The 18,114-nt window shown below is 69.4% G+C and carries 14 protein-coding genes and 7 pseudogenes; 12 read left to right on the top strand and 9 right to left on the bottom strand.

From position 1 onward, the window contains the following. Positions 1–724: 724 nt before the first annotated feature. Positions 725–1,531 carry a JmjC domain-containing protein gene (locus tag ACWC0C_RS46465; protein WP_450871101.1) on the bottom strand — a complete coding sequence of 269 codons (807 nt, stop codon included), beginning with the start codon at positions 1,529–1,531 and terminating at the stop codon, positions 725–727. Between the two features lie 47 nt (positions 1,532–1,578). Here ACWC0C_RS46465 and ACWC0C_RS46460 point away from each other — a divergent pair, with 47 nt between their 5' ends. The 3 genes from ACWC0C_RS46460 (at position 1,579) to ACWC0C_RS46450 (ending at position 3,761) form a co-directional block, all read left to right on the top strand. After that, positions 1,579–1,779: a hypothetical protein gene (locus ACWC0C_RS46460; RefSeq protein WP_450871099.1), complete on the top strand. Its 201-nt coding sequence runs from the start codon at positions 1,579–1,581 to the stop codon at positions 1,777–1,779. A gap of 336 nt (positions 1,780–2,115) precedes the next feature. Then, positions 2,116–2,634, top strand: a complete 519-nt coding sequence (locus ACWC0C_RS46455) for a HEAT repeat domain-containing protein (RefSeq protein WP_450871098.1) — start codon at positions 2,116–2,118, stop codon at positions 2,632–2,634. Between the two features lie 302 nt (positions 2,635–2,936). Continuing rightward, the gene (locus tag ACWC0C_RS46450; protein ID WP_450871096.1) at positions 2,937–3,761 is read left to right on the top strand and encodes a hypothetical protein; all 825 of its coding nucleotides are present in this window, start codon (positions 2,937–2,939) and stop codon (positions 3,759–3,761) included. A 15-nt stretch (positions 3,762–3,776) separates the two neighbouring features. Here the strand turns inward: ACWC0C_RS46450 and ACWC0C_RS46445 are convergent, their stop codons facing one another. Continuing rightward, positions 3,777–4,523, bottom strand: a complete 747-nt coding sequence (locus ACWC0C_RS46445; RefSeq protein ID WP_450871103.1) for a hypothetical protein — start codon at positions 4,521–4,523, stop codon at positions 3,777–3,779. Between ACWC0C_RS46445 and ACWC0C_RS46440 the strand changes: the two are divergent. Together ACWC0C_RS46440 and ACWC0C_RS46435 are read left to right on the top strand one after the other, a co-directional pair. Then, positions 4,503–5,060, top strand: a pseudogene (locus ACWC0C_RS46440) (transposase); the annotation flags it as partial. The gene ACWC0C_RS46445 and the pseudogene ACWC0C_RS46440 sit on opposite strands and share 21 nt — an antisense overlap. 214 nt (positions 5,061–5,274) lie before the next feature. Further along, positions 5,275–5,607 carry a hypothetical protein gene (locus ACWC0C_RS46435; RefSeq protein WP_450871095.1) on the top strand — a complete coding sequence of 111 codons (333 nt, stop codon included), beginning with the start codon at positions 5,275–5,277 and terminating at the stop codon, positions 5,605–5,607. Positions 5,608–6,170: 563 nt separating this feature from the next. Here ACWC0C_RS46435 and ACWC0C_RS46430 read toward each other — a convergent pair. Both ACWC0C_RS46430 and ACWC0C_RS46425 read right to left on the bottom strand, forming a co-directional pair. Next, positions 6,171–6,857: an SUKH-4 family immunity protein gene (locus ACWC0C_RS46430; protein WP_450871094.1), complete on the bottom strand. Its 687-nt coding sequence runs from the start codon at positions 6,855–6,857 to the stop codon at positions 6,171–6,173. Positions 6,858–6,943: 86 nt separating this feature from the next. Next, entirely contained in the window at positions 6,944–9,367 is a 2,424-nt protein-coding gene (locus ACWC0C_RS46425; protein ID WP_450871093.1) for an ADP-ribosyltransferase domain-containing protein, read from the bottom strand. Between the two features lie 252 nt (positions 9,368–9,619). Here ACWC0C_RS46425 and ACWC0C_RS46420 point away from each other — a divergent pair. The 3 genes and pseudogenes from ACWC0C_RS46420 to ACWC0C_RS46410 all read left to right on the top strand — a co-directional run. Beyond that, positions 9,620–9,769, top strand: a pseudogene (locus ACWC0C_RS46420) (IS3 family transposase); the annotation flags it as partial. 270 nt (positions 9,770–10,039) lie between these two features. Beyond that, a pseudogene (locus ACWC0C_RS46415) lies at positions 10,040–10,297 on the top strand (IS3 family transposase); the annotation flags it as partial. Between the two features lie 101 nt (positions 10,298–10,398). Further along, positions 10,399–10,896, top strand: a complete 498-nt coding sequence (locus ACWC0C_RS46410; RefSeq protein ID WP_450871091.1) for a hypothetical protein — start codon at positions 10,399–10,401, stop codon at positions 10,894–10,896. 362 nt (positions 10,897–11,258) lie between these two features. On the opposite strand, the pseudogene ACWC0C_RS46405 reads toward ACWC0C_RS46410, so the two are convergent. Both ACWC0C_RS46405 and ACWC0C_RS46400 read right to left on the bottom strand, forming a co-directional pair. Then, positions 11,259–11,480 (bottom strand): annotated as a pseudogene (locus ACWC0C_RS46405) (zinc-ribbon domain-containing protein); the annotation flags it as partial. A 187-nt stretch (positions 11,481–11,667) separates the two neighbouring features. Beyond that, on the bottom strand, positions 11,668–12,090 hold the full coding sequence (locus tag ACWC0C_RS46400; protein ID WP_450871090.1) for a peptidoglycan-binding domain-containing protein: 423 nt from the start codon (positions 12,088–12,090) through the stop codon (positions 11,668–11,670). Between the two features lie 237 nt (positions 12,091–12,327). On the opposite strand from ACWC0C_RS46400, the pseudogene ACWC0C_RS46395 reads away from it, so the two are divergent. From ACWC0C_RS46395 to ACWC0C_RS46385, 3 genes and pseudogenes are all read left to right on the top strand, one after another. After that, positions 12,328–13,293: pseudogene (locus ACWC0C_RS46395) on the top strand (BTAD domain-containing putative transcriptional regulator); the annotation flags it as partial. Positions 13,294–13,343: 50 nt separating this feature from the next. Further along, positions 13,344–13,730: pseudogene (locus tag ACWC0C_RS46390) on the top strand (AfsR/SARP family transcriptional regulator); the annotation flags it as partial. 6 nt (positions 13,731–13,736) lie between these two features. Next, positions 13,737–15,185 carry a tetratricopeptide repeat protein gene (locus ACWC0C_RS46385; protein WP_450871089.1) on the top strand — a complete coding sequence of 483 codons (1,449 nt, stop codon included), beginning with the start codon at positions 13,737–13,739 and terminating at the stop codon, positions 15,183–15,185. Between the two features lie 55 nt (positions 15,186–15,240). Here ACWC0C_RS46385 and ACWC0C_RS46380 read toward each other — a convergent pair. The 3 genes and pseudogenes from ACWC0C_RS46380 to ACWC0C_RS46370 form a co-directional block, all read right to left on the bottom strand. Then, positions 15,241–15,818 (bottom strand): annotated as a pseudogene (locus ACWC0C_RS46380) (flavodoxin family protein). After that, the gene (locus ACWC0C_RS46375) at positions 15,791–16,561 is read right to left on the bottom strand and encodes a hypothetical protein (RefSeq protein ID WP_450871087.1); all 771 of its coding nucleotides are present in this window, start codon (positions 16,559–16,561) and stop codon (positions 15,791–15,793) included. The pseudogene ACWC0C_RS46380 and the gene ACWC0C_RS46375 overlap by 28 nt, the downstream one beginning before the upstream one ends. Before the next feature lie 145 nt (positions 16,562–16,706). Beyond that, a complete protein-coding gene (locus ACWC0C_RS46370; protein WP_450871086.1) occupies positions 16,707–17,441 on the bottom strand; it encodes a helix-turn-helix transcriptional regulator in 735 nt (244 codons plus the stop codon). Positions 17,442–17,491: 50 nt separating this feature from the next. On the opposite strand from ACWC0C_RS46370, the gene ACWC0C_RS46365 reads away from it, so the two are divergent. Further along, on the top strand, positions 17,492–17,968 hold the full coding sequence (locus ACWC0C_RS46365; protein ID WP_450871085.1) for a hypothetical protein: 477 nt from the start codon (positions 17,492–17,494) through the stop codon (positions 17,966–17,968). Positions 17,969–18,114 lie beyond the last annotated feature (146 nt).

Here is an 18,114-nt window from a genome sequence, read left to right as displayed (position 1 = left end):
CTCAGCAAGGCGACGTACGTCGGCATGTTATTCCACCTTCACGAGGAGACACATCGCGAAGTCAAGCCTTGGCATCTGGGGCAGAACCTGCACGAAATACGCACCCGAACGAGCAATACGAGCGACCACAGGCATCGAGGGTTCGGCTGACATCCATGCCTGACATCAACGAGGACGGACACCACCGGATCGCCCCGGTTCTCGTCGGAGTAGGTGCAGTCTTGCGGCCGCAGCGATCCAAGGACGCAGTCATCGCGGATCGAACTTTCAAAGCGGGTGTCGCAGGTTCGAATCCTGCCGGGGACACAAGGGAAAAGGCCCCGGACCGATCGTGGTCCGGGGCCCTTGACATTTACTTCTGACATCAACGCGGGCAGTCACCCACGATCGGGGCGCCTCTTCCTGAGCAGCCGGTCCATGTGGCCACGCCGTACGCGGCAACGTGCCCGGCGTGCGCTGCCTCTTCCAGAACGGCGAACGCTGCACGCAGTTCGTTGGCCAAGGCGTCCCGGTCGCCGGCGTACGCGAGTGAGGAACCCGGCTTCGGTCGCAACGCGCAGTGCGGGGTGGTCGGAGAGTGCGGGAACCAGCAGCCGATGGGCCCTGCCTTCACAGTAGTTGGGGGAGGTGTCGACCCACGTGGAGGGAGCGCTGGCCGCGCGCTGTGCCGCGGCGGTCACCTCCTGGGCGGGGATTCGGTAGGTGCCCAGCGCGAGCGAGGCGGTCACGGCGTCACCTCGCCGCGAACGCTTGCCAGCTGCGCTGCCACCAGTGCAGCGACCAGGGAGGCCGCGTCGGACAGGGGCAGGTTTGCCGCCGCGGCGAGGTCGTCGAGGCGATGCCATCCGATGTGGAGAAGCCGCTGGATCAAGGGTGCGGCTGTGGCTGCGGCGTCGACCTCCTGCCCGGCCCCCGTGATGCGCACGAGGTCCTCACCGTCCATTGTCACGTGGGTGGCCTGGGCCCTGCTGGTCGTCAGCCGCACCCGCAGGCCGGGGTCGGCCGGGACACCGTTCAGATGCGGCATGGATGGCCGCAGGCGGCGCATGTCGGTGGCGGCCTCGGCGGCGGCGTACCGGGCGAGCAGGTCGGGGCGATCCAATGCGGCAGTGGCCTCCTTGCTCAGCGCGGCGAGGAAGGCCGCCTGGGTTGCCCGTTCGGCGTGCAGGGGCAGGTCGATGCGGAAGGTGTCCGAGGCGAGGAGTTCGTCGGCGAGCCAGGACAGCAGTCGGCTTCCGGTGTGCGGCGGGGTGATGCCGCAGGTCAGGTGCAGAGAGTGGGTGCCCTGGTCTGCGGTGACGGCGTGCCACCAGCCGCGCGGCAGGTACAGAAGATCGCCAGGGCGCAGGACGGGTTCGGCGGCCGGTTCGGGCGGGGGCGGTTCGGGGTCGGCGACGTCGCGGTGCAGGCCGTTCCTGCCGCTCGTGAGCGCTTCCCGCGTAGCGGGTCCAGCCTGACCCGCGCCCTGACGTTCACCCCCTGCACTTCGCCGACCCTGCCGGGACATGACCGGTCCGGCGGCTTGTCGCACTGCGGCGAGGATGTGCTGGTAGTCCAGCGGGAGCGTTGGCCTCCTCCATGCCCCTGGTTCGGGTGGTGTGCCCGCGGTCGGTGGCGTTGGACAAGCGTCCGCGGCTGAGATCCGCTGGGTCACAGTTCGCCCTGGACCAGACCGCCGGCCAGACCACGACCCTGTACGTGGCCTGTGAGAAGGACGCCTTGCGGGCGCAGTTGACCGGCTGGCTGGAGGACATGGGCGTTCCCGTGCTCGTCGTCTGAGGCTTCGGCAGCCAGAGCTGCGTGCAGGTCGTCCGCGAGCACACAGCCCGCGACCCGCGCCCGGCGGTGCTGCTCTACGTCGGCGACTTCGACGCTTGCGGACCGGATCGCCGGACGAAGAACGGCAGCGGCGACGGCTCAGGGCCTACGCGGGGGGATGGCCTCTGAAGGGGGTGTGAGTAATTGAGTGCAGGAAATCCCGGCGAGAATGATCTTGCTAGGGTTCCCCCGAGACCTGGGGGCGTTCAACAACCTCACATGTGAACGTTGGCCTGGCGGCCGTGACGCGCTCAAGCTCTTCGACGAGAACATCACCGCATGGGAGGTGGTCAGGCGATGACGCCTGAGGAGCAGGATCTGGTCATGGGCCTGGCGGTCGGGCTGGGTGAGGGTCCGACGCGCACGCTCGACGAGGTGCTCGCCCACTTCGGCGAGTCCGACGGTGGGGCCCTGGCGCTCCGGCTGCTCCGGGATGCCATGGAGCGCCGGGACGCCGCCGACGTCGAGATGGCGTTGATCGTCCATTTCGCCGCCGACGCCTCGGTCGAGGAGTTCCTGGAGCCGTTGATCGAGCTGTTCCCTGCCGAATGGCACAGGAAGCACGAGGACATCGTGTCCATGCTGGGCAAGCTCCGCTCGCCCGAGACGGTGCCGACGCTGGTCGAGGCGACTCGCTGGGTGCCCGAGTACCTGGACTTCGACGAGTGCCGGGCGCTCGCGGTGAAGGCGATCTGGGCGCTCGGCGGCATTCCCGGCCCGGAGGCCCGGGAAGCCTTCGAGGGCTTGCGCGACGCCGAGAGCGAGATCATCCGTGAGAACGCGGTGAAGCAGCTCGCACGCCGCGGCGAGCTCTGACCGCGGAGTCGTAGCCGTTCCGACCAAGATCAATCTCACCAGGATTTCCTGTACCTCAACTGCTCACACCCGCGGGTGCGGTGCCCAGATTCTGAGACATGGACCCCTCGGTTCGCGGTCAACTTGCTGGTTCGGCCTTCGCAGCATGCTTCAGCAGGGCATGTGGAGTCCGTGTAGCGCATGGCGGTCTTTCTCCTCGTGGAGGCCTCACCCCCTCCGCGAGGCCGGGGCGAGCCCGCCGATGCTTACTGCCAAGTCACAGCACAAGAAGGCGGAGACCGTTGGGGCCCTTCTGCCACTCGTTGGCGGAGACGATCGCTGATGTCACCAGTCTGCTGACCCTCGGTACTGGCTTCCGGCGACAAGTCACCTGGGCCGTTCCACCCACGACGCCGCCAGAAATGCGCTTGGATCACCATGTGATGATGCTTGCGGGTGAGTGGTATAAGTCCGGCACCTTTTGGGCCGCAGCGGCTGTTGTGGCAGCCATCGTCGTGGGGGCATGCACGATCTGGGCGACCTTCAAGGTGGCAAACCCGAAAAGGCGACTGGACTACGCGTTGTTGTCGGTGACGAGTCTCCTTCAGGGGTCGACCTCCCTGCACGGGGTGGTTGAAGTGACGCGAGCCGGGACGGCTCTGGCTGACCCGCAGGTAATCAAAGTAGGGCTTGCGAATCGCGGGCGCCGAGATGTGCCGAGCAGTGCGTTCGACAGCGGACAGCCCATCAAGATCGATGTAGGCGTGCCCATTGTGGATATCTTGGACATGATGTCTAAGCCTGCTCACCACCAGCTCCCGTCCATCACCTCGACAGGTAGCACCGTTCTGATCGGGCCGGGGCTGATCAGCAGAAACCAGTCGATCACCATTTCTCTTCTGGCGGACGGGCAGCAGCCGGCCGTGAGTTGTCAGGCGTCTCTGATCGATGTCGATGTCAGTGACCGCGGCGTTCCCCCAGAGGTTTATCAAGTCGCGGAAGTGGTTGCGGCTACTGGCATCACGCCGTTCAAGTTCTCAGGGGTGGCACTGAAGCTCATGGGACCGGCTATTGCTGTGGTGTATGCCGTGATCGCGGCCGGTGGCGGAACAGCGTTCTTGATCTACCTGATCGCAAAAGGTGGCTGACCAAGTTGCTCGCGGTCAAGGCGCTGAGTCGGCCTCGGCGGCCTGCTGCAAGAGGGCCTGTGCGGAGTTCGCGTAGCGCATCGCGGTCTTCTCGTCGAGCCCGAAGACCTCGGCGAGGTGGAGCGGGTCGGGGCCTTTGACCATGGCCTCTTCGAGCTGCCGGTCAACGCGGAGTCTCTCCAGGGTCGCGTCCTGGCCCCGCATCGGAGCGCTGATCCAGTGGTTGCTGGCTTGGCCGGTCGTGTTGGCGGGTTGGTTGTTGATCAGCAGGTGGCGGTTCGCGGTGTTCGGCCACCGGGTTCGCCGGTGCTCCAGCCAGTCCAGCAGCAGCTTCCGGGTGAGGTCGTCGAGCGGGCGGACACGTCCGGCGTTGGTCAGCCGACGGTTGCCGATGTCGAAGTCGTCGAGCATGAAGTCAGCGATCTGGGCGACCCGGGCGGCGTGGACCGCCGCGAGGGCGAGGATGAGCCGCGTCGCCGGGGTGGTGGCCGCCGCGACGGAGGGGCCGACCTGCTCGGGGACGAGCGGTTGCAGCACGGCGTACTCGTATTGCCCGACCTTGATCCGACTGGTGGGGTTGCGGAAGATCAGTCCGTTCCGCTTGGCCCATGTGAACAGCGAGCGCAGGGCGACGAGTTGGTCGTGGCGCTGGTGGCCGTGCAGTGTCTTGATGTAGGTGAGGACGTCGTCGCGGGTCACCTCCCGCAGGTGGTCGTAGGGGCTCGACCATTCCAGGACACATTCCGTGCCGACTGGGCTCATCAGTCACCGCTGGTCAAGGAGGCGCTGGGCAAGCAGATGCTCGCCGTGCTGGTCCAGTTGGAGGCCGCCTGCACCGCTGCCGACGACCTCGCCGAGGCGGTGGGAGAGGCTTCCCCTCAGCACCCGGACGCTGAAGTGGTCTTGAGCTTCCCGGGACTCGGCATCCAGCTCGGCGCCCGGGTGCTGGCCGAGATCGGAGACGACAAGGCTCGCTTCACGGATACCCGCGGCCTGAAGGCGTACGCGGGAGCCTCACCTATCACCCGGGCCTCTGGCAAGAAATCGAGCTTCACCCGCCGATGGGTCAAGAACGACCGCCTCAACCATACTGGCTACCTCTGGGCCTTCTCCTCGATCACCGCCTCGCCCGGCGCCAAAGCTCACTATCAACGCCGTCGTGACGCCGGGGACTGGCACGCGGCAGCTCAGAGGCACCCTTTCAACTGCATGCTCGGCCGACTCTACTACTGCCTTCAGCATCGCTGGCTCTTTGACGAACAGACCGCGTTCCCCACCGAGCTCGCAGCCGCCGCTTGACTCGTTGAGTGCCTGAGGTGTCTACACCGCACGGTGGGCGCTGTCCGACCTCCCTGCCCGGCGCCGCCCACCAACCCCCGCGCCCGACCCGGACCGGCAACCCTCGGCCGATCCCAGCGCGCCGGCTGGGCCCCGGACCCTGCACCAGACAGCGGGGGAGTGGCAGATACCCAGCCTCCCGCTGAGCTACGACCGGGCTGTTCTTGCCGGCGCGGTGGTGCGGGAGAAGCTGCGCGCCACCGTCACCGCTGGCGTGCGGGGCCGGGCGTACGACGTCGTCGCGCACCAGCAGGCGGCGATGCCCGAGCAGCTGCTCGCGCCCCTGGCCGCCGCCCCCGAGCACGGCGACCAGGAGCCGGAGGCCGGCCGACAGGAGGCGGTCGATATGACGGCGCTGCGGGCTCTGCGGGAGTCCCGCACCGACGTGGAAGCCCTCGATCTCACGGCCGAGCGGCTACGCCACCTCCAAGACGTGTTCACCAGGGCGGCCGCCGACTCCCGCGCCCGCGCGGACCGCTACGCCGACGAGACGATGCCGGCGGAGTGAACCCGGTGCGCGAGGACGACCAGCGGGCGCATCGCCCGCAGGAGCCCAGACCGCACCGCGGCCGGGAGGCCGGCCACTGAGTGCACCCGATGCCGCGGGTGCGCACCGACGATGCCCGGCATCCACTCCACCGAGTGGATGCCACCGGCCGGGAGTGGGCGACATCGTGCGGATGGCTTTGTTCACGAGTCTCGTGACCAGAGCCATGCGGGAGTGCGCGACATCGCCGGGACGATGCCGTGCATCCATCCGATGCGCACCCGCCGCATTTCTCCTTGCCTTTGCCGACCTGGTCCGCCACCGGCGCGGATACCTCCTGCTGGAGTGGATCCGGCCGGCCGAACGAGACGCACCCAAGCCCATGAAGGGCTTCGCCTGCTTCCTCCGCCAGGACCTCGACGCCGTCACCGCCGGATTGACCCTGCCGTGGAGTTCCGGCGTCGTTGGGTCACGTAAATCGGGTTAAACCTCTCAAGCGAGCAATGTATGGCCGAGCCTCGTTCGAACTCCTTCGGACCCGCATCCTCACCCAGCCATGAGCGCCAAGGAAGTGCAGCTCACCATCACACCGAGTTCTCTCGGATCAGTTCGATCCAGACTGAGGGGCGATCCTCGGCGTCAGCCGCAGGATCGATGCGTCCTACTGCATCCACCACAAGCTCCACTAGCGAGTAGAGACGGTCGTGGTGGCGCAGGTATTCCGCCTCTCCCGCTAGGAACTCAGGCTCCTCAATCTGCTGAAGGATCTCTAGGACCGCATGCCACCGCCAGGCCGTCTCGACGTACTGCGCGACAGAGGAGTTGAAGAAGGAGACCGCGGGCTTGTGAAGCCCCCGGTTGTACGGCCGAAGAACCTCCGGCAGATCGTCAACGATGATCGGCTCGGGGAGAAGACACAGCACCCGACCCTCTCCGGGAACCACACCGGCCACGCAGCTACTCGGGTCGGCGCCCCAATACCCTAGGTCGTAGAGCTGTTGTCCGTCCTTGACCAGGCGGCGCTCGTGCTTGCCTGCCCGGTTGGGCAGGAGAGCAGGGAACGTACCGGAATGGCGGGGCGTGAAGAGCGGCATCCGTGGCAAACCCCACTCGCGCAGGGCAACTCGATCGCCTTCTGGGAGATCCCATCGCTCGGCAACCTCAACAGCGATGTGAGGCACGTCGGCTACCAGGCACGACACGGGCTGTGACAACGCCCGCCCGACGGCGCCCCGGATCGACGCCCACCTATCTGCAACGTTGCTCTCCACGCGCGTCAGCATTCCGGTAATGCCGCTCGTCTTCAAGATCGTTCACGGAACTGTGGACAGAGCCGTTTCCAGAGATCCTCATCAGTTCAGGACACCACGGGAGCGGCGTCCGTGACTTCGCTCAGCCGGACCGTGCACAGCCCGCGGGGCTCGCTCTTCACCTCCGTCACCTTGAGCTGGGTACCCGGCGTAAGGATGTATTCCTCCTCGCCGGTGAAGGCGGAGAAGCTCTTGATCCCGACCGCCCGGGCCGGCGTCACCTCGAAGAGGGTCCGCTTGCCGCGACTGCCCAAGAACGCCGTGGCCACCTGCAGGTCGGAGGTACACGAGGAGACGCCCCACCAGGTCACCGTCCGGCCCACCGGGTACTGCGCCCGAAGGTCCAGCGACACCCCGCGCCACAACGGCTGCGTGCAGGCCGGCAGCTCCGAGACCGCAGAGAACAGCAGCCGCAGGTACGGCAGGTAGGGCGTGAGCCTGGTGCGGTCGGGGGAGCGCAGGACGCTGTTGACCTCACGGTAGAAGGCTGACTCACAGGTGTAGAGGTGGAGCGCGGCGATCGCGTCGGCGGACAGGCCGCCGCCGGCCGCCTGGTCCGCACGCTGCTTGCCGAAGTCGCGGGAGCGCCGGATGTGCCCGGCGAGCCCGGACAGCGCTGCCGAGACCGGGGCGACGGCGTCCTGGAAGTCCATCAGCGGGGTGTCGAAGACACCGGTGATCGCGGGCAGGACCAGGCCCTCGTCCTTGACGCTGGTGAGGCGTTCCAGGTACAGCTGGTGCAGGTTCATGGTCGACTCGATGAAGGCGCCCATGCGCGCCGCGACACCCCCGTCCGCACCGCCCGCGCCGGCCGCCGGCCCGTTCCACCCCTTGCTCGGCAGCCAGTCGATGCGGTCCGCGCCCAGCGAGGTCAGGGCGTCGTTGACCTGGGCGAAGTGGTCGCCCTCGCAGAAGATGTCGCCCTGTGCCGCCGGGTTTGCGTGGTCGAGGTGGCGGACCTCGACGTCCGGGTACTTCTGCTGGAGCCGCAGGACGACGCGTTTCAGGCTGCGGGCGTGCGCCCCCCACCATGCGAACACGACCCCGCGGTCCTCCTCGGTCGCGTCCTGCTTGGCCTTGAGGATCTCCTCGACGATCCGCTCGGCGACCGGCCGCCAGAACGCCGTGTGCTGGTCGGCACCCATTGCCCCGTCACCGCTCGCGGTCAGCGACGCGTTCAGCAGGAGCACGCCCTGCGTCAGCATCGCCTGGAACCACTCCGGCGGCTGGACCGTGTCCCGGTCCTTCAGCAGCGCCCGCACGTCGGCGATCGGGGTTTTCTTGGCGATGCCGTACTTCCACATCGCCGCCGCCTTGATGAGGCACCGGATGCTGACGACCCGGCCGAACTGGCTGTCCTTCCAGTCGCTGAAGGTGTTGTCGAACATGGCTATGCCGGTGGCGCTCTCCGGCCGCGGGTACGGGTTCTGACCGAAGACCACGACCTTCCACTTGTGCGGCGGGTTCGGCTTGAGCGCCTGGAACGTCAGCTCGCGGACCGGGACCACCTCGTGGCTGCGGCCCTTGCCGATGAACCGCGCGGCGTCCGGCTGCGCCTCGATGACCGGCTTCAGCAGCGGGAGCCATGCCTCCCCGCCGCCGTCGAAGAGCTCGGTCAGGGCGAGAGGGTCGTTCGCATCGGGCTGGGGCTGCGTCGGCTGGTCCGGAGCCGGGAGGCCGGTCGTCGATCCGGTCATGGCGGAGGCGCTTTCGCTCGTCGCGGCAGAAGGACAGGAGGGGGCGGCGCAGGGAGCGGGAGGGGCAGTTTCGGGCGCCGGCGCCGGCGCCGGCGCGGGGGCGACGGGCCTGATGACCGTCGGCGGCACGATGCGCACCCGTTGGTCGGCGGACGCGTTCTCGATCCCGTGGAGCTGGGAGATGATCGTCGACCGCAGCTCGTCGTCGTCCTCGAACCAGTGGTCGTGGAAGAGCGTGTAGCCGGTCCACATCAGATTGGCGCACACCCGGGCCGGCACCTGGCCGGTCTGCGCCCCCATCCCGACCAGCGCCACGGACCGGATGCTGCCCGGCTTCTTCCGGTTCTGCCGGTGGACGGCCTGGAAAGCGGCCGCGCACGCCAGCGCCACGTTCAGCGTGGCACTCACGTTCTGCGAGGACCGCACCATCGTCGGTGTCGATATCAGGTACCGGGGGACGTCCGCGCCGGACGGGACGCAGACCGCGCTGCCCACCGGCATGGGTCCGGCGAACCGTTCGCGGATCGCCCGCTGGACGCGCACCTGGATACCGGCCCCCAGGTACCGCTTGATGACGGCGTCGACCCCGCCGTCCATCCGGCCCCGGGAGTTTGTGGGGGTGACCCAGGCGTCGACGTCCTCGTCGAGGATCGAGCCCTTGCGGATCTCAATGCCGGGGGTGTCGGCGAACGCGGCGCGCCACGCCTCCGCCACACGCTCGTTGACGTCCGTCAGCACCACCCTGAGCGCGGGCAGCACACTGCTCTCGGTCATCGTCCACTCCTGTCGTGCAACAGCGGTTCCAAGACCTCGAACGTATCTCCCACCACTGACAACGCGGCCCCGGCAAGGGGCCGGTGACCTGCCGTCATACTCTGGTGAGCTGCCGCGGGCTGGGACCTGCGGCAGATCACCGCCGAGCACATCCACGCCGAACTCGTCAGGCGCCACGGCAACCAGGCGCGCGCTCTCCACCACGTCCTGCGCAGCGTCTTCGCCGCGCTGAAGCAGGAGAAGGTCGTCTTCCACAATCCGATGGCCGGGATCTCGCTGACCACTGCGGAGAAGGAGGAACTGGCCGCCCTGCGGAAGGAGAACGCCGAGCTGCGCCGGTCCTGCGAGATCCTCAAGGCTGCCTCGGCCTTTTTCGCCTCAGCTCGACCCGACCCGGCGACGGTACTAGGGCCTGTCCGGCGGATCCTGTCGCAGACGCGGGGGCTGGCACGCCTATCTGCGGCGTTGTCGTCGGTTGCCGACTCCCCCACGCTCGGCTTCTCCCCCACGCTCGGCTTCGCTCGCGCGCGGGGACCCCCATCGCGGGGGCACCCCCATCGCGTCGACGCCCTCCTCCGCCTTGCAGCTGGACGCACCAGCCCCCGCTCACCTGCGCTGATGAGGCGCCGTCACTTTCCTGCGACCTGATCCGCCGGACAGGCCCTAAAGCTCATTGACGAGCACCAGGACCGCTTCGGGGCCGAGCCCGTCCTCCGGGAACTGCATATCCCCGCCTCCACCTACTACCGCTGGCGCCGCGAGGCCGCCTCGCCGTGCGAGCGCAAGCGCCGCGACGCCGAGCTGACCGAGCACATCCGCCGCAGCCACGCCGACTCCGACGCCACGCACGGCTCCTCGCGCATCCACGCCGTCCTGCGGCGCCGCAAACGGGTCGAGCGCCTGATGCGCCAGGCCGGTCTGCAGGGCGTCGGCCCGCGCCGGCCCCGCGGCTTCACCCGTCGTGACCCGGCGGCTGGTCCCGCCCCGGACCTGGTCCAGCGCGACTTCACCGCCGACGCCCTGAACCGTCCATGGGTCGCCGACATCTCGCTGGTCCCCACCGGCGAGGGACCGTCCTTCGGCCCGGCAACGCCGCGGCCAACACCGCCGCCGACCACATCGCCGTGCTCGATGCCGCGCTCGCCCAGATACCCGACGCCCACCGCTACGGCACCGAGATCCTCATCCGCGCCGACAGTGCCGGCTCTGCCAAGGCCTTCCTGGCCCACATCCGCGCCCTGCGCTCGAGCGGCGTCCGTACGTCGTTCTCCGTCGTATGGTCCATCACCGAGCCGGTCCGCCGGGCGATTCGCCATCTGCCCGACCAGGTCTGGCATCCCGCCCTCGACTCCTCTCCGATCGGCGACCTCGCTGCCGTCGCCGAGGTGATCGCTACCTACCGCCACCGCCTGACCCTGCGCACCAGCCCCGAGGCCATGGACTCCCTCGTCGCGCCGATCGGCGGCCAGCAGTGGACACCGGCCGCCGACGTGTTCGCCCGGGTGCGCGCCGCCAGCGGCGACCGGTGACCGACCAACCCGAACAGCCCGGCCCCGGGCGGCTTCGGCGCCGAACGCACCTTGGAGGATCTTGGCTGCCCTGAACCGCCACTCGGTGACCAGCGGCGGCGGGACGGCGGCGGGCATGGGGACCTTATCGAGGAGCTTGGCGGCCTTCGGCATCTTGGCCGTTGATCTTGCCCTGGTCCTCGGTCCACCACCTGGTGTGGCAGGTGAAGCAGCGCGGGTGGCCCTTCGCTCGGTGCCGCTCGGCAGCCTCGGCGGTGACCTTCACGGTGCACCCGCAGACCGGATAGGGGTATGTGACGCGGGGGTCTGTGTAGTGTCGGCAGGCGGTGACGTCGTCGTTCTTCCATCATCGAGCGCTGCGCGACCTTCTCCTGCCACTCGTACCCGGCCGGGCAGCGCCACCAGGCGTCGAAGGAGGACTTGGATGCGATCCGGCCCGGGGGCAGTGAGCCGTTGCGTTCCGGGTGCCATGTCGGTATCAGCGCGGGGTGGGCGTCGGCGAGCGAGCGGGCGTACGGGCGGCCCGTACACCCGCAGGAAGCCGAGCGGCCGCATCGGCAGGCGCCACCAGCGGTGGCCGTCAAAGCGGAGCAAGCTCACCAGTGGTGACGCTGGTGCCGAAAACCGGCCGGATGCCGGATTCGGCGAGCCACGAGCGGAGCTGCGTGCGCGCGGTCGAGTTCTCGGGCAGGCCGATGAGGATCGGGTCGGCGGTCCGCCGCCCCCGCGTGTGGAGGGCGGGGTCGGCGGTGTCAGTGCCGTGCCGGGTGGTTACCAGGTGGTGGGCAGGTACGTGTAGCAGTAGGAGGTGCTGGTGCCGCCGCCCTCGCGGTAGGGCATGTCCGAGCCGGTGTAGGCCGGGTCGCCGTGGGCCATGAGGGCGTTGCCGGTCTGGGGGCCGAGGACGCCGTCCTGCGGGAGACGCATCTCCTCCTGGAAGTCCTTGATGGCCTGCTTGGTCTCGGGACCGAAGGTGCCGTCCTCGGCGGGCTGGTGGTGGTCGGAGCCAGAGGTGTGGAACCAGTAGGAGATGTTGTGCTGGGCGCACCAGACGCCGTGGGGGTTGTTGGTGTAGCCGGCGCCGATGTATCCGGCGCTCGGGCTGGCGTTGGCGGCGGTCGTGAAGCCCATGAGGGCGGTGCCTGCCATGGCGACGGCCATGCCGCCCTTGACGATCCTGGACTTGAAGCTCATGTGGCTTTCCCGTCTGTGTGTTGGTGGTGTGGTCCGGCTGAGGGCCGGTTACCACGTGGTGGCAGCCACGTGCAGCGGCAGGAGGTGCTCGGACGTGGCCGCAGGCGGAGGCTTCTGCACAGTTCCCCTCGCTCCGCGCTGTGGACAACCCTCACGGGGGCGCCTGTCACGGCACTATCATCTGACGAAGATCATTTAAGGCCGGGGTGTCAGCCACCGCCGGCAGGGGGAAAACAGATGCTCTTTCGCGTACTCGGCGAGCTGGAAGTCGAAGACGGCACTGGGAAACGTGCCGTTCGGGGTGGCAGGCTCCGCTCGCTCCTGGCCGTACTGCTGCTGCACCCGAACCAACCGCTCACCACGGACCGGCTCCAGGACGCCCTGTGGGGAGAGAAACCGCCCGAGTCCGGGGCGGCCGCGGTGCACAACCTGGTGGCGCGGCTACGCCGTGTGCTGGCCGACGACCACCCCGACCGTCTCACAGCCACACCGCTGGGCTACCGGCTGCGAGTCGACGAGGAAGAGCTCGACAGCCTGCTGTTCGAACTGCGCCTCGATGCGGCCCGCAGCGCCGTACTCGGCGGCGACTGGGAGTCCGTCCACCGGGAAACATCAGCCGCCCTGGCGCTGTGGCGGGGCGCCCCGCTGGCCGAACTGCCCGACCTCGCCGACGCCGACCCGGTGCGCGAGCGGTGGCAGGAGGCGCGGTTGCAGGCTCTTGAGTGGCGCCTCGACGCGGATCTGCACCTGGGCCGATGGGCCGGGCTCGTCCCCGAACTCACCCGGCTCGTCGACGAGCACCCGCTGCGCGAGACCTTCCACCAGCAGTTGATGCTCGTCCTCCACCGCGCCGGCCGCCGCGCCCAGGCCCTGGCGGCCTACCGGCGCCTGCACCGGATCCTGCGCGATGAACTCGGCGTCGAACCGGGCCGGACCGCCCGGCAGATCCACCAGGAGATCCTGTCCGCCAGCGAGTTGCCCGAGCCTGTACCGGCGCCGCCCCCCGCACCGACTCCCAACCGCGCCGCTCGCCTCGCCCAACTCCCCGCCGATACAACCGATTTCACGGGCCGCGAGGAGGAACTGAAGCAGCTCGGCGACCAGCTCGCGGCAGCGGCCGACGGGAGCGGGCCGTCCGTGCTGGTCGTCTCCGGCATGGGTGGGGTGGGCAAAACGGCGCTCGCCGTCCGGGCAGCGCACCAGGCCAAGGAACTGTTTCCGGACGGACAGCTGTACGTCTTCCGGACGGACAGCTGTACGTCGACCTGCGCGGCTTCGGCCACGGCGAACCGCGCCAGGCCCACGAGGTCCTGGCCCGCCTGCTCGCCGACCTCGGCGCCGAACAGGCGGGATGCCTGCCCGCGCAGCACACCGACGACCGAGCCGCCCAACTGCGTGCTGCCCTCGCCACCCGCCGGGTCCTCCTGCTGCTCGACAACGCCCGCGACGCCCAGCACCTGCTGCACCTGCTGCCCGGAGACGGGCGCAGCGCCGTGCTGGCCACCAGCCGCAATACGCTCGGCGACCTGCCGGGCGCCGTCCAGATCCGGCTGGAGCCGCTGGATGTGGAGGACCAGCGGCGCCTCCTGTCAGCGGTGTGCGGCGCAGACCGGGTGTGCTCCGAACCGGACAGCGCCCTGCGGTTGTTGGCCGCGTGCGGCGGGCTGCCGCTGGCACTGCGGATCGTCGCCGTCCGTCTGACCGCCCGTCCGGCCTGGTCCCTGGACACCCTGACGCAGCACCTGGGCGATGGCGGCCGGCGGCTGCGGTCGCTGGCGGCAGGCCACTTGAGCGTGCGGGACACGTTCGCCTCCAGCCACCTGGCGCTGCGCGAAAGCGGCGACGCGGTGGAGCGCGAAGCGGCCCGGCTGTTCCGGCTGCTGGGCCTGTGGCCGGGCCTGGTGTTCGGCGTCGAGCAGGCCGCCGCCCTGGCGCAGCGCCCCACCGCGGACACAGCCGACCTGCTGGAACTGCTCGTCGACTACCACCTGCTCCAGAGCCCGGAGCCGCGGCGCTACCGCTTCCACGACCTGGTGAGCGAGTACGCGGCTGAACGCGCCGAGCAGGAACAGACACCCGAGGACCGCGACGCCGCCCGGGTCAGGCTCATGGTCTGGTACCTCGGGGCCCTGGAGCAGAGCAGAGCGGCAATCCTCTCCGGCCACACGCTCAGTGCCGTCCTGGAAGACACCCCGGCCGCGGCACTGCCCGTCTTCGCCAGCGCCGAGGAGGCCACGCGGTGGTGCACTCTGGAACTGGCCAACATCAAGGAGGCCGTCCGCCAGGCAACCAGCTCCTCCCGGCCCGACCTCGCCTGGCGGATCACCGTCGGCCTTTCCGGATACGACACCATGTGCTTCTGGACCGGCGAGACCGACGACCTCAGGGCCATGGCCCTGAGAACGGCCCGCGAGCACGGGGACCTGCTCGGCCAGGCCTGGATGCTCGCCCGGATCGGCATCATCCACGGCATGGCCCACCGCAACCAGGAGGCCATCGAGGCGCTGCGAGCCTCCCTCGAAGCGGCCGAGAGAATCCAGCGGACGGACATCGTGATCGATGTCCTGAGGAATCTCGCCGTCGCCCACAACCAAGCGCGGGACGGCGCGGCGGGCCTCGCCTACCTCCGAAAAGCCCTCAAGTACGCCCCCGCGATCGCTGATGAGGGCTTCATCGTGGTCACGATGGCCGTCTCCCACCTGCTCATGGAGGACTTCGCGGCGGCCGAGCCCCAGTTCCGGCACGCACTGCGGATCTGGCGCGACCACGGCAACCTCCACAACACCGCCGTCACCCTGGCCAATCTCGGCGACGCCCTGCGCGGCCTGGAACGACGGGAGGAAGCCCTCGCCGCGCTGGACGAGGCCCGGGAGATCCACGAACGGACGAGGAACCACGAAGCACTCGCGGCCTGCCTGGTGATCACCGGCCGCACCCACCTCCACTTCGGCGCCTGGAACGACGCCCGAACCTGCTTCCAGCGGGCCGCCGACATCGCCCGCGAACACGACCTGCGCGCACTGACCGCCCAGGCCCGCGAAGGTCTCGCCGAACTCGACCGCCTGAACCCCACCGCAGACCACGCCCACAGCTGACGTCCGCCCGCCCGGCGCAGGCAGGCCATCGGCGCCGGCCGGGCGGGTCAGTCGGTCATTCCTCCTCGTGCGGGAAGCGGACGAGGGCGCTTCCCGCTGGAAGAACGTCTTGGCCCGGGTCATGGCCTGCCCGTCCTCCAGGACCTGCCCCGGCCTGGTGGCGCTGCCGAGCAGGACCCCGCCGAACCGCATGCCCATGTACGCGGCCGTCTGCTGGAGGGTGAGCTCCAGCGGTCGGGCCAGCACCTCCTCGTCGTGTCCCATGGCGGTCACGCCCCACATCGTGCGCCCCGTCATCTTGGCCCTGAACTCCGGATCCGGTGTACGCAGCCACTTCGACCAGTAGTCGAGGTAACGCTTGGCGTACGACGACACCGAGTACCAGTACAACGGAGACGCGATCACGATGTCCGTCGCGGCGAGGGTCGCCTCGAGCAACTGGCTCTCACCTCCCGACGCCTCCGGCTGACCCGGCGCGTGGCGCCCGTCGACGAAGTCCGGCAGATCCAGGCCGGCCAGGTGCAACCACCGCTGCCCGGTGCCGGCCGGCAGTTGCCCCGCAGCTGCCCGCGCGAGCGACTCGGTGTTGCCGTACGCGGTGATGTTCAGCTGGTTGCACGGGCGTCGAACCAGACCGGAACCGCGCCACCGACCGTCTCCTCCAGCGACTTGCCGGTGTCGTTCTGCGGCTTGACCCGCACGATCGCGAAGTCGTACTGAGCCGCCTCCGCCTCACTCTTCGCGTCGCCTTCGGCCTTCCACCGCGGCGAGGTGACGTAGTCCGCGCCGTCCCACAGGCCGTACGGAGCCCACTTCCAGACATCCGCACCCTTGCGGCCGCTCACAGCGCCGCTGGTGTTGTAACCGGGGATGAAGATGATGTCGCTGTTGGCCGTGCTGCCCTTGCCTCCGTGGGCGCACTGGCCGGCCGTCCAGACGAGGTTGCTCTTGCCGGGATGGGCCGGGTCGACGACCACGGTTCCCGAACACGTGAAGTGCCGGGTCGGGTCGTCCGGGCCCTTGCTCGGTGTGCCGGGCGCGTCGAAGACGAGCTTGCCGTTCACGGCCATGTTCTTCGCGTACGGGTGGGGTACCGCGAGCGCGTTGATGGCCGCGGGCTCCGGGTCGTTGCCGTAGTCGCCGTCGGTCGGCTGCGCGGTCGGCGCCTGGGTCGGCTGGGCGCTCGGTGCCTGGGTGGGCTGGCCGGTCGGCTTCGGCGCCGGTGCCGGGTGATCTTTCCTAACCCCCGATGTGACGTTCCGTTGGTGCGGCTCGTCCGTTCGCCGGCCAACCGTCAGGTGTGACCGGCGGGCGGGGTTTCCGCACGATGCCCCCTCGACCGCACTGTGGACAAGCGTCGCGGGGGCGCCAGTCACGGCCCTATCACCCGGCACAGATCGTTTCCGGCCATCCTTCTCCTGCACCCGGACCGGGCGGGGAACTGCCCGAGTCCGGGGCGGCGGCGGTACGCCGGCACGGAGCCCGCCTACGACAACCTCGCCAAGCCGCAGGCGACCGGGGTCACGCTGACCGGTGAGGCGGCCGTGGCGCGCTCGACCGTGCGGTCCAGAAGGCGCGCAGGTCGAAGGCGGTCGGGGGTCGGAAGTCGTGCAGGCTCGGTGCAGCCGCCTCGATCCAGGACGCCGGCAGGACGCTCGGCTCGTCGCCCGGGATCGGGGCCGCCACGAGGTGCCAGGCGCCCGCGTCGAGGACCATCCCGTACGGGGACAGCGACCGGATCTCTTCCGAGTCGGCTCCGGGTTCACGGAGGCGGACTTCGACCGCTTGCTCGTCCTTCACTGCCTGGGCGAGAAGCGGGAGTTGCCCGGTGTCCGCAGCCGCGGGGCGCCAGGAGTCGTCGGCGATCAGGAACCGGGCGCCGATGCGTGCCGCGTGGTCGCCCACCGCGGCGGGCAGCGCGGCGGCGATCTTGAGCTGGGCGGACGCGGCGTAGGAAGCCAGCCCCAGATCGGCCGCCGGACCGGGCAGCGCCAGCAGGAAGAGCGTCTCGGCCTCGCACGGGGTCAGGCCGGTCAGCCGGGTGCGGTAGCCGTCCAGGAGACGGTAGCCGCCTTCTCGTCCGCCCTCGCCGTAGACCGGCACTCCCGAGGCGGAGAGGGCCTCGATGTCCCGGTAGACCGTCCTGACGGACACCTCCAGCTCCTCGGCCAGCGCGGCCGCGGTCATCAGGCCGCGACTCTGCAACAGCAGCACGATCGACAGCAGTCGGCTCGCCCGCACGGCAAGCGCCCCCATTCCCCCACGACTGACACAGGATGTCAGTCGGTCCCTCGTACGTTCCCTGCATGGCATTCCACCACAAGCACGTCCGGGCACTGCCGCCCGTCGGGATCGGCGCCTGGCAGCTCAAGCCCTACCACGTCACCCGTGACGCCGACCGTCCGTTGGCCGCCCCGCTCGTCGACGCGGCCTACGCGACCGCCGCGACGATGCTGCCCGATCCCGACGACGAGATGCCGCCCGCCGGCTGGTTGGTGCTCCACGAGGGCATGGGCGCCCTCTACCTCTGCGTGTACACCTGGGTCTGGGGCAACGTCGTCCACGCCCGCACTGCCGCGGCCGGCGACCCCTACCTCGGCTGCCCGGACGACGACATCACCCACTGGACCGTCAACACCACCCCGTACGCCGGCTGTGTCTGGGAACTGGCGACCATGGAACACGAACGCCGCGCCTGGGTCCGCCACCTCCTCTCCCCGGACACCCCGGACCTGACGGCCTACCTCACCGACCGCCTTCCCGACGGCCCCGTCGGCAACTGACAGAACGCTCCACCGGTACCCGTGAGGCCATGCGGTGATCCTGGGTGGCGTGTTACTGACCTTGTTGGCGTGATGTCGTGGCTGACAAGTGGTGGTTGTCGCGGTAGGCCGGTCACATGAGGTATCCGCAAGGGGGCGGGCTCACC

The organism is Streptomyces sp. NPDC001709, assembly GCF_053596375.1.
The sequence above is the reverse complement of the archived record's forward strand: the minus strand, read 5'-3'. Positions and strand labels throughout refer to the sequence as shown.

Coding starts and splice junctions, on each gene's coding strand:
- ACWC0C_RS46460 (WP_450871099.1), top strand. CDS start 1,579: ATGCCCCTGGTTCGGGTGGTGTGCCCGCGGTCGGTGGCGTTGGACAAG.
- ACWC0C_RS46455 (WP_450871098.1), top strand. CDS start 2,116: ATGACGCCTGAGGAGCAGGATCTGGTCATGGGCCTGGCGGTCGGGCTG.
- ACWC0C_RS46445 (WP_450871103.1), bottom strand. CDS start 4,523: ATGAGCCCAGTCGGCACGGAATGTGTCCTGGAATGGTCGAGCCCCTAC.
- ACWC0C_RS46425 (WP_450871093.1), bottom strand. CDS start 9,367: ATGACCGAGAGCAGTGTGCTGCCCGCGCTCAGGGTGGTGCTGACGGAC.
- ACWC0C_RS46410 (WP_450871091.1), top strand. CDS start 10,399: ATGGGTCGCCGACATCTCGCTGGTCCCCACCGGCGAGGGACCGTCCTT.
- ACWC0C_RS46400 (WP_450871090.1), bottom strand. CDS start 12,090: ATGAGCTTCAAGTCCAGGATCGTCAAGGGCGGCATGGCCGTCGCCATG.
- ACWC0C_RS46370 (WP_450871086.1), bottom strand. CDS start 17,441: ATGGGGGCGCTTGCCGTGCGGGCGAGCCGACTGCTGTCGATCGTGCTG.
- ACWC0C_RS46365 (WP_450871085.1), top strand. CDS start 17,492: ATGGCATTCCACCACAAGCACGTCCGGGCACTGCCGCCCGTCGGGATC.